The following is an 18,335-nucleotide window of genomic DNA, read 5'->3' as shown; positions in this document are numbered from 1 at the left end:
GGTCAAGCACACGTTTGCCGCAGGTGCGAGTTGCGGCCGCGCAGGTAGGTGGCGGCGACGGAACGGTCATCGCCCAGCGTCACCTGGATGAACAGTTCCTCCTCCAGGTCGCCCTCCACCGTCTTCATGCGATGTCGCATAGCCGGCGTCGCCGCCGGGTCGAGCACGACGAGGTCGGCCCAGCAGCCGGGCTCCAGGCTGCCGATCTCGTCGGCCATTCCCAGCGCCTCGGCATTGCCGCGGGTCATCCAGTGCAGCGCCGCCAGCGCCGGCAGGTTGCGGCCTTGCAGCTGCAGGACCTTGTAGCCCTCCGCCGCGGTGCGCAGCATGGAATAGCTGGTGCCGCCGCCGACATCGGTGGCGATGGCGGTGCGCACCGGCCGCTCCGCCTTCGACAGGGCATCGAGGTCGAACAGCCCGCTGCCGATGAACAGGTTGCTGGTCGGGCAGAAGACGGCGACCGACCCGCTTTCGTGCAGCCGGGTCATTTCCGCGTCCGACAGGTGGATGCAATGCCCGAACAGCGAGGTCGGCCCCAGCAGCCCGAAGCGGTCGTAGACGTCGGTATAGTCGCGGGCGCCGGGGAACAGGCGCCGCACCGTCGCGATCTCCTCGGTGTTCTCCGACAGGTGGGTCTGCATGTGGACGCCGGGATGCTCGCGCAGCAGCGCGCCGGCCGCCTCCAGCTGCGCCTCGGTCGAGGTGATGGCGAAGCGCGGGGTGACGGCGTAGCGCTGCCGGCCGCGCCCGTGCCAGCGGGCGATGAGGTCCTTGCTGTTGCGATAGCCGCTTTCCGCCGTATCGGTCAAGGCGGCCGGGGCGTGGCGGTCCATCATCACCTTGCCGGCGATCAGCCCGGCGCCGCGCGCCTCGGCCTCCGCGAACAGGGCGTCCACCGATTGCGGGTGGACCGAGCCGTAGACCACCGCGGTCGTCGTGCCGTTGCGCAACAGCTCGTCCATGAAGAAGGCGGCATTGGCGGCGGCATGGGCCGGGTCGGCGAATTTCTGCTCTTCGATGAAGGTGTATTTTTCCAGCCAGTCCAGCAGCTGCGCCCCGTAGGAGGCGATGACCTGGGTCTGCGGGAAATGGATGTGGGTGTCGATGAAGCCCGGCAGCACCAGCCGGCCGCGATGGTCGTCGACCGTGACGCCGCCGGGCACCTGGCCGCGCAGCTCGGCCCAGTCCCCCACCGCGGCGATGCGGCCGTCGGCCCCGACCAGCAGCAGCCCGTCTTCGCGATGGCGCAGGGCATCGAGGTCGCCCGGCCCCACGGGCGCACGGTGGAAGCTGAGCAGGCGTCCGCGGATGGCGGCGGTAACGGGGGCGGCAGATGGAGAGGCGGCGGACTGGTCGGTCATGGGGATCCGGTTCGATGACGTCGATAAGAGGGAGGGTTACTTGATGTCGCCCGACCATGCCGCCAACACCGCGCGTTCCTGCGGCGTGATGCCGGTGATGTTGGCGGGCGGCATGGCGTTGCTGAATCCGGCCTGCAGGCGGATCTCCCCGGCATGGCGGCGGATGCCGTCGCCCTCCAGCACGACGCCGCGCGGCGGGGTGGCGATGCCCTCCCACACCGGCTGGGCGGCATGGCACATGCTGCAGCGGGTGGAGACGATCTCCTCCACCTGATTGAAACCGACCTTGACCGGCACCGCGGCGCTGTCCCCGCCGGTCCCCGCCGGGCCCATGGTGCTGAGCCAGACGCAGGTTGCCATGCCGGCGGCGGCGACTCCCCAGGTCCACCAGGGAGTCGGCTTGCCGGCGTGGCGGCTGTTGAAGAAATGGCGGATCGCCGTGCCCACCACCAGCACCAGCGCCACCATCATCCAGTTGTAGCGGGTGGAGCTGACCAGCGGGTAATGGTTCGACAGCATCAGGAAGACGACCGGCAGGGTCAGGTAGTTGTTGTGCAGCGAGCGCTGCTTCGCCTTCTTGCCCAGGGACGGGTCCGGCGTCTCGCCGCGCAGCATGGCGGCCACCGTCTTGCGCTGGTTGGGGATGATCAGCATGAAGACGTTGCAGGCCATCATGGTCGCCATCAGCGCGCCGACCTGCAGCATGGCGCCGCGCCCGCTGAAGATCCTGGTCATCGCCCAGGCCGTCGCCACCAGCATGACGAAGCCGGCCAGCGCCAGCGCCCCGTCGTTGCGGCCGAGCGGCGACTTGCACATCAGGTCGTAGGCGACCCAGCCGGCCACGAGCGCGCCGACGCTGATCGCCACCGCCTGCCAGTGGGCGAGCGCCAGCACGTCCTGGTCGATCAGGAACAGGTCGGCGCCGCGGTAGTACAGCACGCACATCAGGAAGAAGCCGCTGAGCCAGGTGGCGTAGGATTCCCATTTGAACCAGGTGAGGTCCTCGGGCAGCTGCGGCGGCGCGACCATGTATTTGGTCATGTGGTAGAAGCCGCCGCCATGGATCTGCCAGGCGTCGCCCGCCGTCCCGGCCGGCGCCCCCGCCCGTTTGCGCAGCGAGGCGTCGAGATGGATGAAGTAGAAGGACGATCCGATCCAGGCGATGGCGGTGATGACGTGCAGCCACCGCGCCAGGGCGTTGATCCATTCCCACAGGATGGGCTCCATCGCGCGCACGCTCCTTCCGGTCAGGTCTATCCCTCGACTGTAAGGCGATTGTGCGGGTGCGGAAAACCGCTCGTCCATCCCAACAGCTTCAAAAAATGTCGAAAGATCGGGGGGCGGCCGGGGGATACCCTGTCAGGAGCCGGGCAGGAGACCTTGCCGTCCCCGCAGCGAAGCCGATGGACAGAGTGACGCAGCCAAGCTATATCTGCGCCAAGTTGGGTGAGTAAGCACTCACTTATCACCAGCGAGTGTTCCACCCTCCGATGGCTCCACGCCTCGACAGCAATGCCCGCAAGCGGGCGATCCTCGACGCCGCCTTGCCGCTGTTCGCGCGCAAGGGCTTCGCCGCGACCACCACCAGGGAGATCGCGCAGGCCGCCGGCGTGTCGGAGGCGCTGATCTTCAAGCATTTCCCGACCAAGGCCTCGCTGTACGAGGCGATCTTCCTCACCTGCATCGACGAGGATCCGGAATATGAACGGCTGGTGGCGCTGCCTCCGGGCACCGCGACGCTGGCGCAGATGATCCAGGGGATGGTCGCCCATTTCGTGATCGAGGTCCCCGCCGATCCGGAAGAGCGGGCCCGCCATCGCCTGTCGATCATCAGCCTGCTGGACGACGGCGAGTTCATGCGGCAGGTCTATGAAGGCATCCGCAGCCGCTTCCTCCCCTGTTTCGCCGCCTCCATCGCCGCGGCCACCGCCGCAGGCGACCTTGTTCCCGGTCCGGTCGACGCGGAGAACGGGCTCTGGCTTGCCGAGCATCTTTGCGGGATGATGGCCACCGTCTGCCTGTCCGGCGGCGCGGTCGTCCCCTACCCCTGCGGCCGTCCCGACCTTGCGCGGCAGACAATCTGGTTCATCCTGCGCGGCATCGGCCTGCGAGACGAGTCGATTGCCGCCCAGGAACGCGGCGGACGCTTTCCCTTCGTGCCATTCGCGCCGCCGCAAGACGGCGGGATCCACAATGACGACCCCACACCCGAGACACCGGAGTAGCCGAACGTGACCCTGGACCATTCGCCAAAGACCGAGACGTCATTCGGGCACCCGGCGGCCGAGCCGGGCCACGGGGCATCGCCGCCCCCGCCGCCGAAGCATCCGCGCAAGCCCGTCACCCGCGGGCGGCTGACGGTGCGCATCGTCATCATGCTGGTGGTGCTGGGGCTGCTGGGCGCGGCGCTCTACGGCTTCAACACCTTCCGCGCCAAGGCGATCGCCGACTTCTTCGCCAACAACAAGCCGCCGCCCACCCCGGTGGCGCTGGCGGAGGCGACGGTGCAGACCATCCCGAAATACCTGTCCGCCATCGGCACGCTGCAGGCGGCCCGGCAGGTGACGGTGGCCCCCGAGGTCGCCGGCCGCGTCGACCGCATCCCCTTCGAGTCGGGCGCCCGCGTCAAGGCCGGCGATCCGCTGGTGCAGCTGAACGACGCCACCGAGCAGGCCGACCTGCTGGCCCAGCGCGCCCAGGCGCGTCTGGCCGAGCTGAACCTGGAGCGCTACCGCGACCTGCGCCGCAGCCAGGCCACGCCGCAGAGCAACGTCGACCAGTATCAGGCACAGCTCGACGAGATCAACGCGAACATGAAGCGGACCCAGGCCCTGATCGGCCAGAAGCTGATCAAGGCTCCCTTCGACGGCGAGCTGGGCATCCGGCAGGTCAATGTCGGCGATTACGTCAATCCCGGCGCCACCATCGTCACGCTGACCGACCTGTCGCAGCTCTACATCAACTTCACCCTGCCGGAGCAGTCCTTCACCAGACTGTCGGTCGGCCAGAAGGTGCTGATCAACGTCGACGCCCTGCCCGGCCGCGATTTCGAGGCGAAGATCACCACCATCGAACCGCAGGTCAGCGCCGACACCCGCGCCGTCAAGGTGCAGGCGACCATGGACAACCGCGAACGCCAGCTGCGGCCGGGCATGTTCGCCAATGTCCGCGTCGTCCTGCCGCCGCAGCCCGACACGCTGACCGTGCCGGAAACCGCGATCGACTACACCGTCTACGGCGATTCGGTCTTCGTCGCCACTTCGCAGAAGACCCCCGACGGCAAGGAGCAGCTGGTGGTGGAGCGCAAGCCGGTGAAGGTCGGCGACCGCCTCGCCAACCAAGTGGAGATCCGCAGCGGCATCAAGCCCGGCGACCGCGTCGTGGTGTCGGGCCAGCTGAAGCTGGCGAACGGCGCCGCCGTCGTCCCGGCGGAGAGCAACCCGCTCACCCCGCCGCAGACCCTGCCGCAGAACTGAGGCCGACCCCATGGGCAGTTTCACCGACATCTTCATCCGCCGGCCCATCCTGTCGGTCGTGGTCAGCCTGCTGATCCTGCTGATCGGGGCCCGCTCGATGCTGGAGCTGCCGATCCGGCAGTATCCGCAGCTGCAGAACACGGTCATCACCGTGACCACCAGCTATCCCGGCGCCTCGCCGGAACTGATGCAGGGCTTCATCGCCACGCCGATCGAACAGGCGGTGTCCTCGGCCGAGGGGCTCGACTACCTGACCTCCTCCTCGACCCAGGGGCAGAGCGTCGTCACCGCCTATGTCCGGCTGAACTTCGACCCCAACGTCGCGATGACCGACGTGATGGCGAAGGTGCAGCAGGTGAAGTACCAGCTGCCGCGCGAGGCCAACGACCCGGTCATCCTGAAATCGACCGGCGAGACGACCTCGATCCTCTATATGGGCTTCTCCAGCCCCGAGCTGTCCGGGGCGGCGATCTCCGACTATCTGACGCGCGTGGTGCAGCCGGTGCTGTCCACGGTGGAGGGCGTCGCCCGCGCCCAGATCCTGGGCGGCCAGACCTTCGCCATGCGGCTGTGGCTCGACCCGGTCAAGATGGCGGCGCGCAACATCTCCCCCGCCGACGTCTCGGCGGCGATCACCGCCAACAACTACCAGTCGGCCCCCGGCCAGACCAAGGGCGTCTTCGTCGTCTCCAACGTCACCGCCAACACCGGCCTGACCGACGTCGAGCAGTTCCGCGAGATGGTGGTGAAGGCCAAGGACGGGGCGCTGGTGCGCATGCGCGACATCGCCACGGTCGAGCTCAGCTCCAAGAGCTTCGACGCCAGCGTGGCGATGAACGGGCAGCAGGCGATCTTCATCGGCGTCGACAGCACCCCCACCGGCAACCCGCTGAACATCGTCGCCGACATCCGCAAGATGGAGCAGGACCTGCGGCGCAACCTGCCGCCCAACATGGAGATGGAGATCGTCTACGACAGCACCCGCTTCATCCAAGCGTCCATCGACGAGGTGGTGAAGACGCTGCTGGAGGCGGTCGCCATCGTCATCGTCGTCATCTTCCTGTTCCTGGGCAGCTTGCGCTCGGTGCTGATCCCGGTGGTGACCATCCCGCTGTCGATCGTCGGCGCCGCCACCTTCATGCTGGCGCTGGGCTTCTCGCTGAACCTGCTGACGCTGCTGGCGATGGTGCTTGCCATCGGCCTGGTGGTGGACGACGCCATCGTCGTGGTCGAGAACATCCACCGCCACATCGAGCAGGGAAAATCGGCGGTCGCCGCGTCGCTGCTGGGGGCGCGGGAGATCGTCGGGCCGGTCATCTCGATGACCATCACGCTGGCGGCGGTCTATGCGCCCATCGGCCTGCTGGGCGGGCTGACCGGCGCCCTGTTCCGCGAATTCGCCTTCACGCTCGCAGCAGCGGTGATCGTGTCGGGCGTCGTGGCGCTGACGCTGTCGCCGATGATGTGCTCGGTCATCCTCAAGGAGGGCGGTTCCCAGGGCCATTTCGCCGCCTTCCTCGACCGCCAGTTCGAGAAGCTGGCCGACTGGTACGAGCGGCGCCTGCACGGCACGCTCGACTACCGGGCGGCGACGCTGCTGTTCGCCGTCGGCATCCTGGCCAGCGTCGGCTACCTGTTCGCCAACACCATGTCGGAACTGGCGCCGGAGGAGGACCAGGGCATCCTGTTCGGCATCTCCAAGGGGCCGCAATACGCCAACCTCGACTACATCGACAGCTTCGGCAAGCAGATCGACGACACCTTCGCCTCCTTCCCGGAAACCGACACCCGCTTCGTGCTGACCGGCATGCCCACCCTGAACCAGGGCTTCGCCGGCATGATCCTGAAGCCGTGGGGCGAGCGCGAACGCGCGGCCAAGGACCTCCAGCCGCTGGCCCAGGCGGAGCTGGGCAAGGTGACGGGCATCAACGTGTTCCTGGTGTCGCCGCCGGCCCTGCCGGGATCCACCGGCGGCCTGCCGGTGCAGATGGTGATCTCCAGCCCCGGCGACTACCGCACCATCTTCGACGCCATCGAGCGGATCAAGGACGCAGCCACCAAGAGCGGCATGTTCATCATCACCGACAGCGACCTGCAATATGACAGCCCGGTCGTCCGGCTGAAGATCGACCGCGCCAAGGCGGCCGATCTCGGGCTGACCATGCAGTCGGTGTCGAGCACGCTGTCGGTGCTGGTCGGCGGCAACTACGTCAACCGCTTCAACCTGAACGGCCGTTCCTACGAGGTCATCCCGCAGGTGCCGCGGGCCGACCGGCTGACGCCGGACTCGCTGACCGGCTATTATGTCACCTCCGGGTCCGGCGCCCAGATCCCGCTGTCGACCGTGGTGTCGGTGGAGACGGCGACCGAGCCCAACGCCCTGAACAAGTACAACCAGCTGCCGTCGGCCACCTTCTCGGCGGTGCCGATGCCGGGCGTCTCGATGGGCCAGGTCGTCGATTTCCTGGAGGAGCAGGCGCGGGCCCAGCTGCCGGCCGGCTTCAACCACGCCTACCTGTCGGAATCGCGGCAGTTCGTGACCGAGGGCAGCCAGCTGATGGTGACCTTCGCCTTCGCGCTTGTGGTGATCTACCTGGTGCTGGCGGCCCAGTTCGAATCGCTGCGCGATCCGCTGGTGATCCTGGTGTCGGTGCCGATGTCGATCTGCGGCGCGCTGCTGCCGCTGTTCTTCGGCCTGTCCACCATGAACATCTACACCCAGGTCGGCCTGGTGACGCTGATCGGCCTGATCTCCAAGCACGGCATCCTGCTGGTGGAATTCGCCCGCGAGATGCAGATCAACGAGGGCGTCGACCGCCGCACCGCGATCGAGCATGCCGCCCGCGTCCGCCTGCGCCCGATCCTGATGACCACCGCGGCGATGGTGGTCGGCCTGCTGCCGCTGCTGACCGCGGCGGGTGCCGGCGCGGCCAGCCGTTTCTCCATCGGCCTCGTCATCGTGGCCGGCATGCTGATCGGCACGCTGTTCACGCTGTTCGTCCTGCCGGCGGTCTACACGCTGCTCGCCAAGGACCATTTCGCCGCCTCGCGCTCCACCCGCGCCGAGGAACTGCGCAGCATGACCTGACGCGCCGCAGGCCGCGTCCTCCTCGAAGCAGGCTCCTCCCGGCACGGAGGGGCCTGTTTTTTTTGCCAATGTCCGCCGGATGGCTCACCGGTTGGCAGGGATCGGCAGGGTTTCCCCTTCCTCGCGGCGGAGCATCCAGACCGTCCAGCGCTCGATTTCCCCAGCTGCCGCTGACGCCGCCCGACGCCGCCCGACGCAGAAGCTTGCGGACACCCCTTGCGTCCCGCGGTGCTTCTGGCCGAAATGTCACACGTACCGTACGATACGGAGACCTCACCCCTCGCCCCCGCCGTTTCCTTCCGACAGCGCCGAACCGGAGCCCGCCATGAGCGAACCGCAAGCCGACCTTCTGGACGAGGAGCAGGTGTCCCTGCTGCTGGAGGTGCTGACCGCCGAGGATTGGGACGCATCGGTCGCCGGCTTCACCGACAACGGGCACAAGACCGTCGACAGGCTGATCGCCCAGGCCAGCGCCGGGGAGCCGCACGACCGCACCGCGCACATGCTGAAGGGCACCGCGCTGAACCTGGGCGCCGCGGCACTCGGCCGGCTGGCCAAGGAGCTGGAACACGCCCCGTCCGCCGACGTTGTCGCGCAGGCGGACCGTCTCCGCGACCTGCTGGACCGCTCGCTGGCCGCACTCCGCAGCTGCAAGCCGATCGACGTCTGATCGGATAGCCGGCACGCCCGGCCGCCCCGAACAGGCATCCCCTCCCCCACGTTCGGACAGGTGGCGACGGCACAAACCCCGCCCTGCGGCGTTGTCCATCCAGGACCACGAACAGTGAGGCGACATGAGCGAGCTCGCGGACGATCTCGACCGGAAGACCGGCCTCGGCACCGACAGGGTGCGCGCGACGGTGCGGGAGCCCCTGGGTGCGGCCGGGTTCAAGCCCATGGATCTCGGCGACGGCTGCCATGCCTGGTACCGGCGCTCCGACGACGGCAGCCACGCGCTGATCTCGCACAACAACGCACTGGACGGCGACCCGGCGGTCAAGGACTGGATCGTCGGCCAATATGGCGAACGCGGCGGCTTCGTCGAGGTCGGCGGCCTGCCGCTGTCGCGCGCCCTGGAAGGGGCGGACACGCTGCCCTCGCCGATGCGGCCGGACGGCTCGCTGGTGGAGGCGCTCTATCCGTCGCTGCAACAGGCGCTCGACGATCTGGGCTGATATTCCGACGGGGTGATATCCGGATACGCTTTGTGGATGGCCCTATGGGCGATGACCAAGGTCGGAGTGGACAAGCCGAGGGCTGAACGGAAAAGCTCACCCCGGTTGCCGCTTGGGGACATCGCCCCCATCTGCAGTCCGACCGCCGCCCAAGACCTTCCCGCCCAGACCCTCAGCGAGCCGTTCGCCCATGGAAGCCGACCACTCCAAGCCCTTGCGCATCCTGCTCGTCGAGGACGAGCCGCTGGTGGCGATGGCCATCGAGGATTCGCTCGAAGTGCAGAATGTCGGCGTGATCGGCCCTGCCGCCACGGTGGCCGAGGCGCTGGACCTGATCGCAAAGGGCGGCATCGACGCGGCGCTGCTCGACGTCACCCTGCGCGGCGAGCGGGTCGACAGCGTCGCCGACGCCCTGAGTGCCCGCGGAATTCCCTTCGTCTTCACCACCGGCCATGGCGTCGCCGGCCTGCCGAAGGCTCATCAGGACCGCCCTGTCCTGACCAAGCCCTTCCGCGAGGTCGAGATGAACGACGCCATCGACCGCCACTTCCGCGGCATGACCTGAACCCTGCGCCTGGACTGGACTCGACCGGACCGGAGCGGGCCGGTCAGCCCGGCCGGCCGTCGGCACGCGGGGACAGCAGGACCGGGGCATAGGCGGCCAGGAACAGGGCAAAGGCCGCGACCCAGGCATAGCCCGATCCTTGCAGCGCCGGCCACACCCACTCCACCGGCAGCAGCGGCGACAGGGTGCGGAGCGCCGCCGCGGCCGTCAGCAGCACATAGGCTGCGACCGTCGCCCGCGACACCACCAGCGGCCGGCCGGTGTGGCCGAGCGAGGCGCGGCTCATCACCGCCAGGATCAGCGTCGCGAAGGCGCCGACCGTCATCGCATGCGTTCCCGCCGCCGCCGGCAGCCCGGCCAGCGCATGCAGCCCGCGCAGCAGCAGCGCCACCGGCACCCACAGATAGCCGACATGCAGGATCCACAGGATCGGCGAGCGCCAGGCCCTCCAGCCCTGCCAGCCGGCCAGCCGCACCGCATGGGCGGCGGCAGCGGCAAGCGCGATCAGCCCGGTGACGGCGGACCCGGCATCCACCATCGCCGCCGGGATGAGGGCCAGCGTCGCCAGCAGGGTCGCCCGCTCCACCAGCGGCCAGGACCGCACCGCCATGCCGGCCTTGCCCAGCCCATTGCGGGTGAAGGCCGGCAGGATGCGCCCGCCGATCACCGTCACCATCATCAGCACGATGCCGAGACCCAGCGCAAAGCCGGCCTCCACCCCGCCGGGCAACAGGTCGAGCCATTCCAGATGGATCAGCAGGTTGCCGGCGGTCAACAGCCCCAGCAGGATCAGGAAGGCGCTGTTGCGCCATTTGCCGGCGGCCACCAGCGGCCGGGCGAGCGCCACCCCGAGCGCCGGCAGGAAGGCGAGGTCGAGGACCGCGGCCAGCGCTCCGGGCATCGCCACCCATGGCCCCACCCAGGGGAAGACCGCGATGCGGCCGGCCAGCCACAGGGCGGCCAGCACCATCAGCGGCACGCCCGACACCGCCCTGGTCCCGGTCCAGCTCGGCACCGCCGTCAGCAGGAAGCCGGCGACCGCCGCCGCGATCATGCCGAACAGCATCTCGTGGGCGTGCCAGGCGCCGGCGCCGACCGCGCCGTCCGGCCATTCGCCGGTGACCAGCACGCCCAGCCACGCGGCCAGCAGGCCCATGGCGGCCAGGCCGCTGAACAGGAAGAAGCAGCGGAAGCCGTACTGGAACAGGATCGGGATCGCGGGGCCGGCGTCGCGGCCGGCAAGGCTGGGTGAGGACATGGAAGGGGACTCCCCCGGAACGGGTGCGGAAATGCAGGATCGCCGGCAAGCCTGGGTCCGGACGCCGCCGGCCGCCTTGACGAAAGTCAAACGCATTCGCAAGCTGGCGCCCCACCCCGTCCCCGCCCCGTCCGTTCCGGTCCGATGCCCCGTCCCGACAGCCTGTCCCTGCGCGAGGCGCGCCGCGTCGCCATCGCCGCCCAGGGCTTTTCCAACGCCGTCCCCGGCCCGGCCCCCGACAGCGCTCCCGAAACCGCTCCCGGAGGGCTTGCCCAGGTGGAGCCACGCCACGCCCGGCGCCTGATCGGCCGGCTCGGGCTGGTGCAGATCGATTCGGTCAATGTGCTGGTCCGCTCGCATTACCTGCCGTTGTTCTCGCGGCTGGGGCCGTACGAGGCGGCGCTGCTCGACCGGCTGGCCTATGGCGGCAAGCGGCGGTCGCTGTTCGAATATTGGGGACACGAGGCCTCGCTGATCCCGGTGGAGCAGCAGCCGCTGTTCCGCTGGCGCATGGCGCGGGCCGAGCGCGGCGAGGGCATCTATGGCGAGCTGGCGCGCTTCGCCGCCGAGCGCCGCCCCTACCTCGACTCGGTGCTGGCCGAGGTGGCGGCGCGCGGCCCGCTCGGCGCCTCGGAACTCAGCGAGGCCGGGCGCGGGGCCGGCGGCTGGTGGGGCTGGAGCGACGGCAAGCGGGCGCTTGAGTTCCTGTTCTGGGCCGGCCGCGTCACCACCGCCGGCCGCCGCGGCTTCGAGCGGCTGTACGACCTGCCGGAGCGGGTGCTGCCGGCATCCGTGCTCGACATCCCCACGCCGGAGGAGGCCGAGGCCCAGCGGTCCCTGCTGCGGATCGCCGCCCGCGCCCATGGCGTGGCGACCGAGCGCGACCTGCGCGACTACCACCGGCTCGACGTCGCCGACGCCCGCCTGCGCATCGCCGAACTGGTGGAGGCCGGCGAGCTGCTGCCGGTGACGGTGGAGGGGTGGGACCGCACCGCCTATGTCACCCCCGACCTGCGCGTGCCGCGCAAGGCCCCGGCCTGCGCCCTGCTGTCGCCCTTCGATTCGCTGATCTGGGAACGGCAGCGCACCGAACGCCTGTTCGGCGCCCGCATCCGGCTGGAGATCTACACCCCCGCCCACAAGCGGGAGCATGGCTATTACGTCCTGCCCTTCCTGATGGACGAGCGCATCGCCGCCCGCGTCGACCTGAAATCCGACCGCAAGGCCGGCGCCCTGCTGGTCCAGGCCGCCCACGCCGAATCCCACGCCCGGCCGGATGCCGTCGCCCAGCCGCTGGCGGCTGAGCTGCGCCGGCTGGCCGGCTGGCTCGGGCTGGAGCGGGTCATCGTGGCCGCCGCGGGCGACTTGGCGCCGGCCCTGGGGCAGGAACTGGGCCGACCCCGGAAAGCCCTCACTCCAGATGATCCAGCGGCAGCCGGGTCTCGAACTTGACCTCCTTCAGGGTGACGCTGGATTTGACGTGCGACACCGCGGGGATGGAGAAGATGCGTTCGCTGAGGAAGCGGCCGTAATCCTCGGTGGTCGGCACGACGATGCGCAGCAGGTAATCGGCCTCGCCGGTGACGGCGAAGCATTCCAGCACCTCCGGCATGCCGGCGATGGCGGTCTCGAACTGGTCGACCGCATTCTCCTTGTGGCGTTCCAGCGTGACATGGGCGAAGACGCACTCGCCCAGCCCCAGCTTGCGCGGGTCGAGCTGCACCGTGTAGCGGCGGATGACGCCGATGTCCTCCATCGAGCGCACCCGGCGCCAGCAGGGCGAGGCCGACAGGCCGACGGTGTCGCCCAGCTCCTGCATGGTCAGGCGGGCGTTCTCCTGCAGGGCCGCGAGGATCCCCTTCTCATGCCGGTCGAGCTTGATCGCCGCCATTCCGCCGTCCTCTTCTCCGCCGACCCGATGGTTTCCCCTCCAAACATAAGCCGGGCTTGCGGCCGGTTCGAGCCCTCCCGTGCAACCATTCCGCCCGGCCGGCGTTGTTTGCCCCGGAACCGGATGGCAAAGGCGGGAGACGCGGGCGTGTTCGACTGGATCGTCAGGATGGTGGAGCAGACCGGCTATGCCGGGGTGGCGCTGTTGATGTTCGCGGAGAATCTGTTCCCGCCGGTCCCCTCGGAGCTGATCCTGCCGCTGGCCGGCTTCACCGCGGCACGCGGGGATCTGCAATTCGTCCCGGTGGTGATCGCCGGCACGGCCGGCGCGGTGGCGGGCGGGCTGTTCTGGTACCTGATCGGCCGCTGGATCGGCTGCGACCGGCTGATGCGCCTGGCCGGACGCCATGGCCGCTGGCTGACCATCGGTCCGGACGAGCTGGACCGGTCCATGGCGCATTTCCGCCGCCATGGCGGCCGGGCGGTGCTGATCGGCCGGATGATCCCGGCGGTGCGCACGCTGATCTCGATCCCGGCCGGCGTGTCGGGGATGCCGCTGGTCCCCTTCCTGCTCTACACCACGGCCGGAACGGCGATCTGGACCACCCTGCTGGCCGGCGCCGGCTATCTGCTGGAGGACGGCTACCAGCAGGTCTCCGGCTGGCTGAACCCGCTCTCCAACATCGTCGTCGCCGGCATGGCCCTCTGGTACCTCTACCGCGTCGCGACCTTCGGCCGGCGCACCGCCGGGCAGCCGGCGGAATGAGGCGCGGGCCGGTTTCCGCCAAGAGGAAAACTTCGCCGTCCCGGCTGGACGGATCGGCCACCCGCATGCACTGACCGGAGCGTCATGCCGCCAGCGGGAGCCGCTCCATGGGTACCAACGCCACCGTCATCCTCGTCCACGGCGCCTTCGCCGACGGCTCGTCCTGGAGCCGGGTGATCCCCCGCCTGCAGGCGGCAGGCTTGCTGGCGGTCGCGGTGCAGAATCCGCTGGTGTCGCTCGACGACGACGTCGCCCATGTCCAGCGCGCCATCGACCGCACGAAAGGGCCGCTGGTGCTGGTCGGCCATTCCTGGGGCGGGGCGGTCATCACCCAGCTGGGCGACCAGGACCGGGTGACGGCGCTGGTCTATGTCGCCGCCTTCGCCCCCGACATCGGCCAGTCGCCGAACGACACGCTGAAATCCTTCCCGCCATCCGCCGGCCTGTCGGGCGTCTCGGTCGACAAGGGCCGCTTCCTGACCCTGACGCCCGAGGGGATGGCCCGCAATTTCGCCCAGGATCTGCCGGCGGAGGAGGCGGCGCTGCTGGCCGCCACCCAGGGGCCGGTCGCGGCCTCCTGCTTCGCGACGAAGGTGAGCGCCGCCGCCTGGAAGGCCAAGCCCGCCTGGTATGTCGTCGCCGCCAAGGACCGCATGCTGCCGCCCGACTTCCTGCGCGCCACCGCGTCGCGCATCGGCGCCCGCAGCGTGGAGGTCGACAGCGGCCATGCCCCGCACCTGTCGCGGCCCGACGCCGTGGCGGCGGTGATCGTCGAGGCGGCGCGGACGGCCTAACCCCCGTTGCGGACCGCCCCCGGCGTCGTGCCGCGCTGCCGCCGCAGGCTACGGGTCAGCGCGCTCTGGTCGGAGAAGCCGACCGCCAGCGCCACCTCGGCCAGCGGCAGGGTGCCGGCGCGCAGCAACGCCTCCGCCCGGTCCAGCCGCAGGTCGGCCAGCCGCCGCGCCGGGGTGGTGCCGGTGCGGATGCGGAAAAGCTCGTGGAAGCGGCTGGGCGCCAGCCCGACCGCGGCGGCAAGCTCGGCCACGGTCGGCGCCTCCTCGCAGCGCTCGGCCATCAATGCCAGGGCGCGCTCGATGGGGTCGTCCGGGGGGTCGTCCGGGGGGGCGGCGGCCTGCCGGCCGGTTCCCCGATGGCGGGCTTCCAGGGCGCGCAGCAGCAGCCCGGCCGCATGGTGGGCCAGCACCGGGTCGAGCGGCCGGTCGGCCGCCTCCGCCGCCAGATAGCGCACCAGCCCGTCCAGCGCATCGTCGATGGCGAAGAAGGCGCCCGTTCCCCGGATCGCCGCCTCGGGCAGCGGCCCGCCGGCCGGCAGGTCGAGCACGACGAAGCGGTTGGCCCCGCCGCTGCGGAAGCTGTGCGGCGCTCCCTCCGCCACCAGCACCCCGCAGCCGGCGCCCACCCGCCCGCAGGCCCCGCCGACCTCCATGTCGAGGCCCCCGGCGACCGGCAGGACGATCTGGTGATGCTCGTGCGCGTGCCGCCGTTCGTGCCCGTCATAACTGCGGGTGCTGACGGTCGGCCGATGCGGGGACGCCACGCGGCGGACTCCTAAGGGGTGGGATTTGGAGATGGAAAAGCCATGCTACGCTCGCGGTCCCGACACGTACAGGCGCACGTATGATTTTCTTCCCCGGAGAGGCGACGGACCGGACCGGCAAGGGAAAGCGCCTTGGCCGGCTTGCCGCCTGCTCCGAAGGGCGTGCCGTACCCATCCCCCGACGGCCGATTTTCCCGCAGTCGGCGATGTTGCCGCCGATTCAGTATTCGGACTGTACTGTCAGCGCATGAGGAGTACACGCGGGGTTTCCGTCTCGAACACCCCCCCCACCTTCCGGACAGCGAAAACCGGTTTGCCGGTCGGCATGCTCCTGGAAACGATCGGTCCCCACGTGCCTTGCAGCCATAGGCGGCAAGGATAGGCCTGGCAAATGCTCATCAGATGCATGGGAAGATCAAGGGAGAGCGCCCCGGTATCGAGACGTATCTCGATACCGCCCTGCCTGGAAATCAGATGGGTTGACTTTATGATAAGTGGCTGCCCATCTATCTCGACAGGAAGATAGATCACGCGATTCCCGATATTCTTATCCAGCCACTCGATGATGCCGTGTCCTGTTTCCGGTCCCATGTCGACATTTTCCGGAATCACCATCGGTCTCCATGCTGTGTTGTCTTGGGATTGAGCCGGGCTTCCGATCCTGCCCGTTGCGAAAAATTTACGAGCGGCCCCGCCGGTGCGAGTTTTATCGCTTACGGCGGCCCCGTTCCACCGCTGGATGTCTGATAATCATATGGGGTGATGGCCGTCGCCGGATGGTTCCAGACCCAGTGGTCTGCAATCCCCTGCTCGATTTTCCTGGCTGTCTCGGTCGGGCTCAATGAAAGTTTGGTTTGCGCTTGACCGGCTTCAGTCAACGAAAGACCGGCATTCAGCATTTCTTGTTTGTAGTCCCTCGCATCGCCCTGGGAGCTGGAAATATTCAGGATTGGACTTTCTTTGGAATATGGAAAGGCAAAATGGTCCTCCCACAAGACAGGCGTCGGATTCGTCGGCCACGCATCGGCGATGACCACCTTGTCTGCGCCCTCTTTGGTCGGATCTCCAATCATCACAAACGCATGATCGAAATCCTTGACTTGAGTAATTTGGATATATTCATCTGGAAACTTCTTTCTTAGATAATCATAAACGACAAAAGCATGTTCTCCGCAATTTCCACCCTGCGCCAGCTCCGCCTTTGCAGCGATATACGAAGAAATGCTCTGAGATTTCAGCTTTTCGATTTCCGGATTTGTTGTAAAATATCCATCGTCACGTGCAACCTGCATGCGGAAATAGGAATTGAAATTGCTACTATCCAGGGATGGCTTCTGGTTTCCAGCACCATAGGACAGTTTATTCTTTGCATATGCAATGGCTTCTTGAGCAGCATCAAGTCTATCCTTGACCTTGTCAGAAACCGTCTTGCAGTTACCCCCAGCCAACGGACAGGACGCGACCGGCGAGCCGACTGGCGTATCTGAAAACAAGCCATGAACACGCTGCCAGGCAGCAGCCAAGCCAGTTCGCAGTGACTCAAGCATGGTCGCGGCCTGTCATTGGAGACATGTTACGCTGCTCATTTCCCATCAGGGTTTGATAGACAGCTTCCAGCCTGTCTTCCGCCGTCCGCCGCTTGTCGGTAAGCAGTGACCGTGCCCAGGCCATGTTGGGATCGGTATCGAATTTAGGGTGCAATGCAATCATAAGAGTTGCAAATTTTGCGACGTCCCGTTCCAGAACAATGTCATAAGTACGGGATTTTGCGATCGCAAAGCTAGCGAACTTGCGCATGGTCTGATCGTCGGCTTGCTCACAACGCATTGGAAAGGAATCGCGCAAATATTTTGCCAGGCGGCTCTCGAAGATTTCCTGTCTTGATTTTCCAAGAGAGGCCAATACGGCATTTGACAGTTGAAACATTCCCCCCTCCCCAAAAAATTCTCGCAAAAATAGATTTATTGCAACGAAACCGTTTAAATGAGGGTTCCTTCCATATTTGTACCACTTTCAGAGACATGCAGAAAGAAGGGTTGCCGTATGTCATGCCAACGGCTTTTGACGGTGCCCCATCGAAAGCCGTTTTCTCGAACGCCGGCGCGGGCGGCCGCCGGGCCACTGGATTTATTGGGCTATCGACGGCATCTGCGGGCAGGTCGTCCTTGGCAAAGGGCCAGCCCCGGAGTTCCGGTCAATCCGCACCGGAGTCCCGGTCAAGACAGCGCCCGGCCCGCCGGCTATGGTCGCGCCCTCCGTGTCAACCGACCGATCCGCACCATGACCGTCTCGTCCCCCGCTTGCCCCCGCCGCTCCGTCAACCGCGCGACCGCGGTCGGCTTCACCGCCATCCTGATGTGGGCGACGCTGGCCCCGCTGGCGACGCTGGCCTCGGTGGTGCCGCCGTTCCAGCTGGTGGCGACCTCCTTCCTGCTGGCCTTCCTGGTCGGCAGCGGCTGGACCGCGCTGCGCGGCGACAACCCGTTGCGCTATTTCCGCCAGCCGCCTGCCGCCTGGGCGCTCGGGGTCGGCGGGCTGTTCGGCTTCCACTTCCTCTATTTCATGGCCCTCCAGGCGGCGCCGCCGGTCGAGGCCAACCTGATCAACTATCTGTGGCCGCTGCTGATCGTGCTGTTCTCCGCCCTGCTGCCGGGGGAAAAGCTGCGGGCATGGCATGTCGGCGGCGCGCTTGCCGGGCTGGCCGGCACCGTCCTGCTGATCGCGCGGGGCGGCAGCGGCGGCCTGTCGGTGGATCCGGCGCATCTGCCGGGCTATGCCGCGGCGCTGGGCAGTGCCGTCACCTGGGCCGGCTATTCGGTGCTGCGCCGCCGGCTCGGCCAGATCGGCGAGGCGCCGACCGATGCGGTCAGCGCCTTCTGCCTCGTCACCGCGCTCCTGTCGCTGCTCTGCCATCTGGCGCTGGAGCGGACGGTGTGGCCTTCGGGCGCCGCCGGCTGGGGGGCGATGCTGCTGCTCGGGCTGGGGCCGGTGGGGGCCGCCTTCTTCGTCTGGGACCATGGCGTCCGCCACGGCGACATCCGGGCGCTGGGGGCGCTGTCCTATCTGGCGCCGCTGCTGTCGACCCTGCTGCTGGTCCTGTTCGGCCTCGCCCCCAACCAGGGCATCATCTGGGTGGCCTGCGCGCTGATCGCCGGCGGGTCCGTGCTGGCCAGCAAGGATCTGCTGCTGCGGAAGTGA

General features: G+C 68.1%; 18 protein-coding genes. 10 read left to right on the top strand and 8 right to left on the bottom strand.

Annotated elements, in window-relative coordinates; genetic code table 11:
- Nucleotides 1-2: 2 nt before the first annotated feature.
- Both guaD and ABMY26_RS34840 read right to left on the bottom strand, forming a co-directional pair.
- On the bottom strand, nucleotides 3-1,361 hold the full coding sequence (gene guaD / locus ABMY26_RS34845) for a guanine deaminase (RefSeq protein WP_372400016.1): 1,359 nt from the start codon (nucleotides 1,359-1,361) through the stop codon (nucleotides 3-5).
- Between the two features lie 36 nt (nucleotides 1,362-1,397).
- On the bottom strand, nucleotides 1,398-2,588 hold the full coding sequence (locus ABMY26_RS34840) for a urate hydroxylase PuuD (RefSeq protein WP_372400015.1): 1,191 nt from the start codon (nucleotides 2,586-2,588) through the stop codon (nucleotides 1,398-1,400).
- Between the two features lie 263 nt (nucleotides 2,589-2,851).
- On the opposite strand from ABMY26_RS34840, the gene ABMY26_RS34835 reads away from it, so the two are divergent.
- From ABMY26_RS34835 to ABMY26_RS34810, 6 genes are all read left to right on the top strand, one after another.
- Nucleotides 2,852-3,586, top strand: coding sequence for a TetR/AcrR family transcriptional regulator (locus ABMY26_RS34835; protein ID WP_372400014.1), 735 nt, complete (start codon nucleotides 2,852-2,854; stop codon nucleotides 3,584-3,586).
- Nucleotides 3,587-3,592: 6 nt separating this feature from the next.
- Nucleotides 3,593-4,837, top strand: a complete 1,245-nt coding sequence (locus ABMY26_RS34830; protein WP_372400013.1) for an efflux RND transporter periplasmic adaptor subunit — start codon at nucleotides 3,593-3,595, stop codon at nucleotides 4,835-4,837.
- Nucleotides 4,838-4,847: 10 nt separating this feature from the next.
- On the top strand, nucleotides 4,848-7,925 hold the full coding sequence (locus ABMY26_RS34825) for a multidrug efflux RND transporter permease subunit (protein ID WP_372400012.1): 3,078 nt from the start codon (nucleotides 4,848-4,850) through the stop codon (nucleotides 7,923-7,925).
- Nucleotides 7,926-8,250: 325 nt separating this feature from the next.
- Nucleotides 8,251-8,595 carry an Hpt domain-containing protein gene (locus ABMY26_RS34820; RefSeq protein WP_372400011.1) on the top strand — a complete coding sequence of 115 codons (345 nt, stop codon included), beginning with the start codon at nucleotides 8,251-8,253 and terminating at the stop codon, nucleotides 8,593-8,595.
- Between the two features lie 124 nt (nucleotides 8,596-8,719).
- On the top strand, nucleotides 8,720-9,100 hold the full coding sequence (locus ABMY26_RS34815) for a hypothetical protein (RefSeq protein ID WP_372400010.1): 381 nt from the start codon (nucleotides 8,720-8,722) through the stop codon (nucleotides 9,098-9,100).
- A 190-nt stretch (nucleotides 9,101-9,290) separates the two neighbouring features.
- The gene (locus ABMY26_RS34810) at nucleotides 9,291-9,665 is read left to right on the top strand and encodes a response regulator (protein ID WP_372400009.1); all 375 of its coding nucleotides are present in this window, start codon (nucleotides 9,291-9,293) and stop codon (nucleotides 9,663-9,665) included.
- Nucleotides 9,666-9,708: 43 nt separating this feature from the next.
- Here the strand turns inward: ABMY26_RS34810 and ABMY26_RS34805 are convergent, their stop codons facing one another.
- Nucleotides 9,709-10,923 (bottom strand): NnrS family protein, encoded by a 1,215-nt coding sequence (locus tag ABMY26_RS34805; protein WP_372400008.1) that lies wholly within the window; start codon nucleotides 10,921-10,923, stop codon nucleotides 9,709-9,711.
- Between the two features lie 144 nt (nucleotides 10,924-11,067).
- Here ABMY26_RS34805 and ABMY26_RS34800 point away from each other — a divergent pair, with 144 nt between their 5' ends.
- Nucleotides 11,068-12,375, top strand: coding sequence for a winged helix-turn-helix domain-containing protein (locus ABMY26_RS34800; protein ID WP_372400007.1), 1,308 nt, complete (start codon nucleotides 11,068-11,070; stop codon nucleotides 12,373-12,375).
- On the opposite strand, the gene ABMY26_RS34795 is transcribed toward ABMY26_RS34800, so the two are convergent.
- The gene (locus ABMY26_RS34795; protein ID WP_372400006.1) at nucleotides 12,335-12,814 is read right to left on the bottom strand and encodes an Lrp/AsnC family transcriptional regulator; all 480 of its coding nucleotides are present in this window, start codon (nucleotides 12,812-12,814) and stop codon (nucleotides 12,335-12,337) included. The two genes, ABMY26_RS34800 and ABMY26_RS34795, sit on opposite strands and share 41 nt — an antisense overlap.
- A gap of 147 nt (nucleotides 12,815-12,961) precedes the next feature.
- Between ABMY26_RS34795 and ABMY26_RS34790 the strand changes: the two genes are divergently transcribed.
- Both ABMY26_RS34790 and ABMY26_RS34785 read left to right on the top strand, forming a co-directional pair.
- The gene (locus ABMY26_RS34790; RefSeq protein ID WP_372400005.1) at nucleotides 12,962-13,579 is read left to right on the top strand and encodes a DedA family protein; all 618 of its coding nucleotides are present in this window, start codon (nucleotides 12,962-12,964) and stop codon (nucleotides 13,577-13,579) included.
- Nucleotides 13,580-13,686: 107 nt separating this feature from the next.
- Entirely contained in the window at nucleotides 13,687-14,373 is a 687-nt protein-coding gene (locus ABMY26_RS34785) for an alpha/beta fold hydrolase (protein WP_372400004.1), read from the top strand.
- Here the strand turns inward: ABMY26_RS34785 and ABMY26_RS34780 are convergent.
- The 4 genes from ABMY26_RS34780 to ABMY26_RS34765 all read right to left on the bottom strand — a co-directional run bounded on the left by ABMY26_RS34780 (nucleotide 14,370) and on the right by ABMY26_RS34765 (nucleotide 17,063).
- Nucleotides 14,370-15,137 carry an AraC family transcriptional regulator gene (locus ABMY26_RS34780; RefSeq protein WP_372400003.1) on the bottom strand — a complete coding sequence of 256 codons (768 nt, stop codon included), beginning with the start codon at nucleotides 15,135-15,137 and terminating at the stop codon, nucleotides 14,370-14,372. The two genes, ABMY26_RS34785 and ABMY26_RS34780, sit on opposite strands and share 4 nt — an antisense overlap.
- A gap of 240 nt (nucleotides 15,138-15,377) precedes the next feature.
- On the bottom strand, nucleotides 15,378-15,752 hold the full coding sequence (locus ABMY26_RS34775) for a hypothetical protein (protein WP_372400002.1): 375 nt from the start codon (nucleotides 15,750-15,752) through the stop codon (nucleotides 15,378-15,380).
- A 98-nt stretch (nucleotides 15,753-15,850) separates the two neighbouring features.
- Complete coding sequence (locus ABMY26_RS34770; RefSeq protein WP_372400001.1) at nucleotides 15,851-16,684, bottom strand: hypothetical protein; 834 nt, start codon at nucleotides 16,682-16,684, stop codon at nucleotides 15,851-15,853.
- A complete protein-coding gene (locus ABMY26_RS34765; RefSeq protein WP_372400000.1) occupies nucleotides 16,677-17,063 on the bottom strand; it encodes a hypothetical protein in 387 nt (128 codons plus the stop codon). The genes ABMY26_RS34770 and ABMY26_RS34765 overlap by 8 nt, the downstream gene beginning before the upstream one ends.
- A gap of 354 nt (nucleotides 17,064-17,417) precedes the next feature.
- On the opposite strand from ABMY26_RS34765, the gene ABMY26_RS34760 reads away from it, so the two are divergent.
- Nucleotides 17,418-18,335, top strand: coding sequence for a DMT family transporter (locus tag ABMY26_RS34760; RefSeq protein ID WP_372399999.1), 918 nt, complete (start codon nucleotides 17,418-17,420; stop codon nucleotides 18,333-18,335).

It is taken from the genome of Azospirillum sp. HJ39 (assembly GCF_041507355.1).
Taxonomy (GTDB): Bacteria; Pseudomonadota; Alphaproteobacteria; order Azospirillales; family Azospirillaceae; genus Azospirillum; species Azospirillum thiophilum.
Note: the sequence above shows the minus strand (reverse complement) of the source record. Positions and strands in the feature narration are given on the sequence as shown.

Excerpts from the sequence above, each read along its gene's own strand:
- ABMY26_RS34820 (WP_372400011.1), top strand. The coding sequence starts at position 8,251 with ATGAGCGAACCGCAAGCCGACCTTCTGGACGAGGAGCAGGTGTCCCTG.
- ABMY26_RS34770 (WP_372400001.1), bottom strand. The coding sequence starts at position 16,684 with ATGCTTGAGTCACTGCGAACTGGCTTGGCTGCTGCCTGGCAGCGTGTT.
- ABMY26_RS34805 (WP_372400008.1), bottom strand. The coding sequence starts at position 10,923 with ATGTCCTCACCCAGCCTTGCCGGCCGCGACGCCGGCCCCGCGATCCCG.
- ABMY26_RS34835 (WP_372400014.1), top strand. The coding sequence starts at position 2,852 with ATGGCTCCACGCCTCGACAGCAATGCCCGCAAGCGGGCGATCCTCGAC.
- ABMY26_RS34785 (WP_372400004.1), top strand. The coding sequence starts at position 13,687 with ATGGGTACCAACGCCACCGTCATCCTCGTCCACGGCGCCTTCGCCGAC.
- ABMY26_RS34840 (WP_372400015.1), bottom strand. The coding sequence starts at position 2,588 with ATGGAGCCCATCCTGTGGGAATGGATCAACGCCCTGGCGCGGTGGCTG.
- ABMY26_RS34795 (WP_372400006.1), bottom strand. The coding sequence starts at position 12,814 with ATGGCGGCGATCAAGCTCGACCGGCATGAGAAGGGGATCCTCGCGGCC.
- ABMY26_RS34760 (WP_372399999.1), top strand. The coding sequence starts at position 17,418 with ATGACCGTCTCGTCCCCCGCTTGCCCCCGCCGCTCCGTCAACCGCGCG.
- guaD (WP_372400016.1), bottom strand. The coding sequence starts at position 1,361 with ATGACCGACCAGTCCGCCGCCTCTCCATCTGCCGCCCCCGTTACCGCC.
- ABMY26_RS34775 (WP_372400002.1), bottom strand. The coding sequence starts at position 15,752 with ATGGTGATTCCGGAAAATGTCGACATGGGACCGGAAACAGGACACGGC.
- ABMY26_RS34765 (WP_372400000.1), bottom strand. The coding sequence starts at position 17,063 with ATGTTTCAACTGTCAAATGCCGTATTGGCCTCTCTTGGAAAATCAAGA.
- ABMY26_RS34810 (WP_372400009.1), top strand. The coding sequence starts at position 9,291 with ATGGAAGCCGACCACTCCAAGCCCTTGCGCATCCTGCTCGTCGAGGAC.
- ABMY26_RS34815 (WP_372400010.1), top strand. The coding sequence starts at position 8,720 with ATGAGCGAGCTCGCGGACGATCTCGACCGGAAGACCGGCCTCGGCACC.
- ABMY26_RS34825 (WP_372400012.1), top strand. The coding sequence starts at position 4,848 with ATGGGCAGTTTCACCGACATCTTCATCCGCCGGCCCATCCTGTCGGTC.
- ABMY26_RS34800 (WP_372400007.1), top strand. The coding sequence starts at position 11,068 with ATGCCCCGTCCCGACAGCCTGTCCCTGCGCGAGGCGCGCCGCGTCGCC.